Genomic DNA, 6,483 nt, shown 5'->3' with positions numbered 1-6,483 from the left:
GCTGCGAATGTGCTCGATATTCAGGTCGCAAGAGTTTCACGCGCCGTGAGTAAGATAGAGAAGCAGTTAGGTGTTTCGATCCTCAGCCGCACTACCCGACGCATAGAGTTAACGGTTGAAGGCAAGCAGTTTGTTGATTCGGTACAGCAGGGATTGGACATTATTAAGCAGGCCGAAGAGGAGATTGTTACCCGGGGCGAACTGCCAAAAGGGCATCTGCGGGTTGATGCTGCAAGTCCATTTGTTTTTCATCAGTTGGTACCGTTAATCCGTGAGTTTAAGCAAGCCTTTCCTGATATTGAGCTTGAGCTGACTTCTAACGAAGGTTTTGTTGATTTGCTCGAAAAGCGAACGGATGTGGCAATTCGAATTGGTCGCTTAAAAGATTCTACGCTTCACGCTCGGCTGCTCGGTAAAAGTCCGTTGCACATCGTTGCCTCACCAGATTATCTTGAGCAAAACGGTACGCCGAAATCTGTATCTGATTTGGCGCAGCATCAAGTGATCGGTTTTACGGCACCAAAAGTATTGAACCAATGGCCACTCAAAGGGTTCCAACCATTAAATCCATTGATTACCTCGGGCAATGGCGAGACGGTGCGTCAGTTGGCACTCACTTCTAATGGTATTGCCTGCTTGTCAGGGTTCATGGTTCAAAAAGATATTGAACAAGGCCGACTGGTCTCTCTGCTTCAGCGAGAGAAACTGCTGAATACCGAGCGAGAATTAGTCAACGCGGTCTACTATAAATCTTCTACCGTGGCGCGACGTATCTCGGCATTTATCGATTTTATTCAGCCTCGGTTAACGTTATAAAAACACTCAAAATAAGGAGAGAGTTATGATTAAAACGACGACGTCAGTTGTTGAAGGTCGCCCAGTTAAAGACTACTTGGGCGTGGTAGTTGGTGAAGCTATTTTAGGTGCCAATATCTTCAAAGACATGTTCGGCGCGATCCGCGATGTAGTAGGCGGACGCTCTGGTGCCTATGAACGTGAGATGGGACGTGCCCGTGAAATCGCTTTTCAAGAGATGGAAGCGAGAGCGCGCGAACTAGGCGCGGATGGGATCGTTGGTATCGATATCGACTACGAAGTAATTGGCAGTGGCGGCAGCATGATGATGGTTAGTGTTAGTGGTACCGCTGTTAAGTTTAAATAACACTACTCAGTATACCCTTCATTCTTGAATCTGCAGCTCCAATTATTTTGGGTATAATGGCAGTCATAGACCGTGATTAGGAATAACAAACAATGAAAATTTGGGTAGATGCGGACGCTTGTCCTGTGGTTGTGCGAGATATTTTGTTTCGCGCTTCTGAACGTACAGGAGTAGAAGTGACCTTAGTGGCGAACCAGTTTATGTCATGCGCTGAGCTCTCGCGGTGAAATGTTTACTAAAGAGAACATTAAATCGCGTTTAAACATCCGTGATTTTATGGAAACGATGCGCAGCAGTGGTATCCAAACGGGAGGCCCTGCGCCGCTCAGTCAATCCGATCGTCAGCAGTTCGCCAACCACCTAGATAAGTGGTTAGTTCAATGGCAAAGAGCGCAAAAGTAGAGGCGTTGTATGGCACTCGTGAATCAGCTATCTCTGTTTATTGATGTGGTTCAGCAAGGGTCGTTCACCAAAGCGGCGGCTCTTCATGATATGGACAACTCGTCTCTGTCGAAGCAGATCAAAAAGTTGGAATCAGATTTAGGGGTGCAACTGCTCAATCGTTCCACACGTTCGTTTTCACTGACACCAGCGGGCGAGGAGATCCTCGAACAAGCACATAACCTTGTTGGAACTCTGAGCCATGTTCAATCTATCGCAGACTCTTATCATGCTCAGCCCAAAGGTCGAATTCGGATTACTGCGCCTTATCACGTTGGTCAGAACCATCTGCGTCCTGTCATTAGTCAGTTTATGCAGGCTTATCCTGACGTTGAAATTGAGCTATTGATGGACGATAAGCGCTCCGACATCATCTCAGATCATTTTGATGTCGCCTTTAGATTAGGGCATTTGGATGATTCGAGCCTAATTGCCAAGAAGATTGCTGATATTCGCGCAGTTATTCTTGCTTCAGATAGCTTTATTGAAAGGTACGGTGAGCCGAAAACGCCAGAAGAGTTAGTTAAATTGCCATCGGTGGTTTACAGCAATCGCTCGCTGACGGTCGATACGGTCAGATTGAGCGAGCAACCTGGTTCAACTAACGTTCTCAATTACAAAATGAGGGGCAAGTTGAAGGTTAATGATGTGCCAACCTTGATTGCATCTGTGCAAGATGGCCTAGGCTACGTGACACTCTCCTCATCAAACCTAGATTGTTCTATTGATGAGCTAGGGCTAAGACCGCTTCTGACCAATTACACATTGTGTAACAAAGGCCTAGCGCTATATGCTCTCTACCCTCACCGCAAGCAAACTGCGCTGGTCAGGGAGTTTATCGCGGCGGTTCAAAACTACATTGGCACGCCACCCATTTGGGAGCAGTATGTGCCGAATTTTGATAATTACTACCGTTCTCATTAGTGTGTCTTTGCGTTAGTGCTTGAGGTCACTCTTTCTGAGCATTTTGTTTTTACGACGTCTCAATGTCGTTACAATAGTCAATAAAAGTGTAAATTTTAGTTTCAGACTTTGGTAAAGGATCGCTATTTAGCCAGCCTGACGACCAGCTCGTGCTGAAAACTGAGACAAATTTTAAGAAACATAAATCGAAGGAATGATATGCAAGTTTTAAAACGTCTGCTAGCTGCTTGGTGGTGTGTGCTAGCTTCATTTGCTGTTGTCGGCAGTGCTTATGCAGACTCAGATGCAAGTTATCCTGAGGGATGGGAAGACTGGCCAGTGGTAAAGGAGTCAATGAACCTTCCAGCCGATACGGTTTTACCACCTGATACTTCTCTTTTCATTCAAGAATCTGTGCGTGCTTACGCGTGGATAAACAACGGACAAGGTTCGCCTTTAACGATAAGAGTCAACCCTGACAAGCTTGAACAATATAAAACTCATGGCCCTTATACCGATGGCCCGACAGTGGTGGCGGTTTCTGAAGTTGATGGAATCATTTGGGTCACGGAGCATATCGGTGGCTTAGCACTTTATGGAAGCTATGACCGCCAAGGAAAAGATATTAGCTCAATGCACCCCTCTCTAGAGCCAAGCTTCTGCTCAAGTTGCCATACCACATACAAAGATATCTGTATTAATGGCACCTGTACTGAGCCTGTGCTTGCTACTTACACTGAAAATAAAGAGTAACTCTATTGAGTAATCGCTTGTTTGGTTGGTTAACGATAAACCAGATGTTGTTTGTTTCGCATCTGGTACTTGTCTTATCAATCATTTTAGGGATGTCTTACAGTCGTTATCAAAATGATTGGTCGATGAAGGTGGAATATCTCGCTGATATGTCGGCCAGTCAACTTGCAGCTTACAACACCTTTTTTTCGGGGTCAGTTGCAGGAAGGAACTACGCTAATCTGCTGATGCAGTCTACCTTAGATAATCTAAAAGCGGTGCCAAACTTAAAGTTCGCTGAAGTGTCGGGGACTAGTGACTATCTAGCACGAGAAGTGAAGGTAAGGTACTCGATAGAGAAAAGCAAAGGTTGGAGGCTTGATGTATCAGAAGACGAGGTCAGGCTACTTTCCAATAAACTGGCCGCACTAGAAAAGAACTTAGCCTCAACACCCGAAACAGATAAGGTGCATATCAAGAAGGTTAACCTGCTGATCAACAAGCTCAAGGTTGACCTTAGGGCTATCAACGAACACATGCAGTTGCAGTCTTTAGATATTCCAACGATCCCCGAAAAACTGTACGGGTCTAAATACTACTTGGATGAGGTGAGAGATCTACTGCATGTTCAGATTAAATTGCGCAATAACAATGGTGGCTATTTCAGGGCAGTGGTGGATGCTACGGAGCTAAACCAAATAAGACATGATCTATTGGGTAAAGTGCTCTTTGAAGCGTTAGTCGCGTTGGCTATTTCATTTTTGCTTATCTACTTGGTGACATTTTGGCTAGTAAGTCCTGTTAAGGCGTTAGCGTCTTCTATGAAGCTAGATATTGAAAAAATAGATCAGTCTCAGATCCCTGAAATAAAAAGAGCAGACGAAATTGGTGATTTGGCGCGTTCTTATTCTAGCTTAATTACTAAAATCAAAAACCAGCTACGCATTCTTCATAACCAAACTGAAACAGACCCACTTACGGGTATTGGTTCTCGTTTTAAGTATCAGAAACACGCGGCGCGCACCGTACAACAAGCTCTGCAAAGGGGAGAAGTTGTTTACTTTGTGATGTGCGATATCGACAATTTTAAGCGGTTTAATGACTCATACGGGCATACTGAAGGGGATAACACGCTCACAGTCGTTGCTAATACCTTGAACAATTTACTGGAACCTCAAGAGCTCGGGTGCCGTCTAGGAGGAGAAGAGTTTGTTTTCATTCTTTCTAGCACGGATGAATCTAAGCTAAAGAGTCGGGTCGACGCCTTCAGGGGCTGCGTCCAAGAGTTGAATATCGAACATAGTACGAACCTTCCCTACCAAGTGGTGACCGTTTCTATTGGAGCGGTCCCTATTTCTGCTACCTCGAATAGCATCACACTTGAGCAATCTGATCAGTGTATTCAACGGGCTATCGTCAAGGCGGACGAGCAGCTTTATCTCGGTAAAGAGCATGGTCGAAATGTTGTGATGTACAACCAAACTTTGATCATCGAATAACCTACCGCATTGTAAGTTAATTTGAACAAATTCACGTAAAAGCAAAATCAAAGGAAGGTCTATGCAGAGCCTCGACCCTAAAGAGTTCTTAAATCAATCTCAAAAACGAACATGGATAGATACAGACATTACCATCGATCACTACAATGGCTTAGCTCCTTGTGATGTTGATGATGGATATGCTTTAGGTGTTTTGTTTCGAAGTCAGGAAGTCGACATTGTTGGCTTGAGTTCAACACTTGGCAACACCGATGACATTGAAGTAACCACTGAAATAGCGACGAAATTCACCGCCAAGTTTGGACCGACAAGCTTAACTGTCTCTAAAGGAAGTTCGGTATTTTATTCGCAAGCTGAAGGGCGTGATTTGCCCGACGCCGTTAAAAATCTCGCGCAAGAATTAGAGCAGGGCCCCCTGACTATTCTTGCGATAGGGGCGTTGACGAATATCGCACTGTTAATTAAGCACTTTCCTGAATTGGTTAGCAATATTGAACAAGTCGTTTGTGTTGCAGGTCGAAGGAATAAAGATCAACACTTTGTCGCAAGCAAACGCCAGTTGAGACCATTTAGAGATCTCAACTTTGAGGTCGACGAAGCCGCGTTTAATGTTCTATTAAATAGTGATGTTCAGCTGACGCTTATTCCGTTCGAGGTTTGCGATGACATTTGGATTGATTTCCATGAACTGAAAGAGATGCGTAACGGTAGCTCCCTGGCGGAATATCTTGAGAAAGAATCACGTATATGGGCTTTAGAATGGGCAACATTGTTTGGTTCAAGCCATGGATTTATCCCGTTTGATATGGTCGCCGCAGCGTATGTTATTAATCCTAACTGGTTCTCTGTAAAACAATGGCATGTTCAGATCCAGTCTGGCCCAAGCGATACCAAGAAAGGTGAAACGAAGGACTATTTAGTCTGTAATGAAGCACTCGATAAGGGCAAAGTGGTCAACTATGCGGTGGAATTATCACCGAGTGCTGAGCCGGAGTTATTTAAACGTCTTACCGAGAAAGATGTCAGTGGTTTTATTCTTGGGCTGTCTCACGTAAATATTGTCGTCGAAGATGTTGATAGTGCGGCCGATTATTACCACCGAGTATTGGGCTTTGAACGTGCTATCGATGATCAAGGTCAGAAAATGGATTATCGCAATGTTTCAATGGCAGAGTTTAACCAAGATGCGGGGTTATCTGGCCAAGATGTCGAGCTAGATGTGTTGTTTCTCAAGCATCCTTATGCATCAGTCTATTTAGAATTGATGCGCTACCATAAGCCTGCAGGAAAATCGGAGATTCCTCCTCAACCGAAAACATATGATATTGGTGGCCCAAGGCATATCGCCTTGGAAGTCTCGAACTGCACCGCTGTGTTTAATTACCTAAAGCAGCAGGATGGTGTGACGATGATTAATTCTTCGGATGACTACCATCCTGAGAAACTTGACGGTTTTCCAATTTCGTTCTTCTACTGGATTGATAGATACGGCATCCAGTGGGAGATGGAAGAAGGCCGTCGAGTAGGTGTTGCTCGCGGAATCATGTAAATTCTCGAAGTAGGGGTGAAACGAATACACCCCTACATGCTTTCTAATTACTCTCCGCAATGGCAATTATTCGTTTGATGACCGTGTCTGGAATGATGGTTTTATCGCGATAAAAGCGGAATATTTCTGAGTTTATTGCCTTTTGCGCTACCGGGTTGACGGCCATAGAGTCGATCATACTCGGTACAGTCTTGCCC

Annotated in this window: 6 protein-coding genes and 2 pseudogenes; 7 read left to right on the top strand and 1 reads right to left on the bottom strand. The window is 44.6% G+C overall.

Features of this window, described 5'->3' with window-relative positions:
- The 7 genes and pseudogenes from QTO00_RS14565 to QTO00_RS14535 form a co-directional block, all read left to right on the top strand.
- Positions 1 to 816, top strand: an 816-nt coding sequence (locus QTO00_RS14565; RefSeq protein ID WP_331425439.1) for a LysR substrate-binding domain-containing protein, incomplete at its 5' end; no start/stop codon positions are given.
- 25 nt (positions 817 to 841) lie between these two features.
- Positions 842 to 1,162 (top strand): heavy metal-binding domain-containing protein, encoded by a 321-nt coding sequence (locus QTO00_RS14560; RefSeq protein WP_331425438.1) that lies wholly within the window; start codon positions 842 to 844, stop codon positions 1,160 to 1,162.
- A 92-nt stretch (positions 1,163 to 1,254) separates the two neighbouring features.
- Positions 1,255 to 1,564, top strand: a pseudogene (locus QTO00_RS14555) (YaiI/YqxD family protein).
- A gap of 9 nt (positions 1,565 to 1,573) precedes the next feature.
- The gene (locus QTO00_RS14550; protein WP_331425437.1) at positions 1,574 to 2,527 is read left to right on the top strand and encodes a LysR family transcriptional regulator; all 954 of its coding nucleotides are present in this window, start codon (positions 1,574 to 1,576) and stop codon (positions 2,525 to 2,527) included.
- A 198-nt stretch (positions 2,528 to 2,725) separates the two neighbouring features.
- Positions 2,726 to 3,259, top strand: a complete 534-nt coding sequence (locus QTO00_RS14545; RefSeq protein WP_331425436.1) for a hypothetical protein — start codon at positions 2,726 to 2,728, stop codon at positions 3,257 to 3,259.
- A 5-nt stretch (positions 3,260 to 3,264) separates the two neighbouring features.
- The gene (locus QTO00_RS14540; protein ID WP_331425435.1) at positions 3,265 to 4,737 is read left to right on the top strand and encodes a diguanylate cyclase domain-containing protein; all 1,473 of its coding nucleotides are present in this window, start codon (positions 3,265 to 3,267) and stop codon (positions 4,735 to 4,737) included.
- A gap of 61 nt (positions 4,738 to 4,798) precedes the next feature.
- On the top strand, positions 4,799 to 6,286 hold the full coding sequence (locus tag QTO00_RS14535) for a nucleoside hydrolase (protein ID WP_331425434.1): 1,488 nt from the start codon (positions 4,799 to 4,801) through the stop codon (positions 6,284 to 6,286).
- A gap of 43 nt (positions 6,287 to 6,329) precedes the next feature.
- On the opposite strand, the pseudogene QTO00_RS14530 reads toward QTO00_RS14535, so the two are convergent.
- Positions 6,330 to 6,483, bottom strand: a pseudogene (locus tag QTO00_RS14530) (ABC transporter substrate-binding protein); the annotation flags it as partial.

The organism is Vibrio sp. M260118 (genome assembly GCF_036533755.1).
Classification (GTDB): domain Bacteria; phylum Pseudomonadota; class Gammaproteobacteria; order Enterobacterales; family Vibrionaceae; genus Vibrio.
This window is presented reverse-complemented; position numbering and strand designations above follow the sequence as displayed.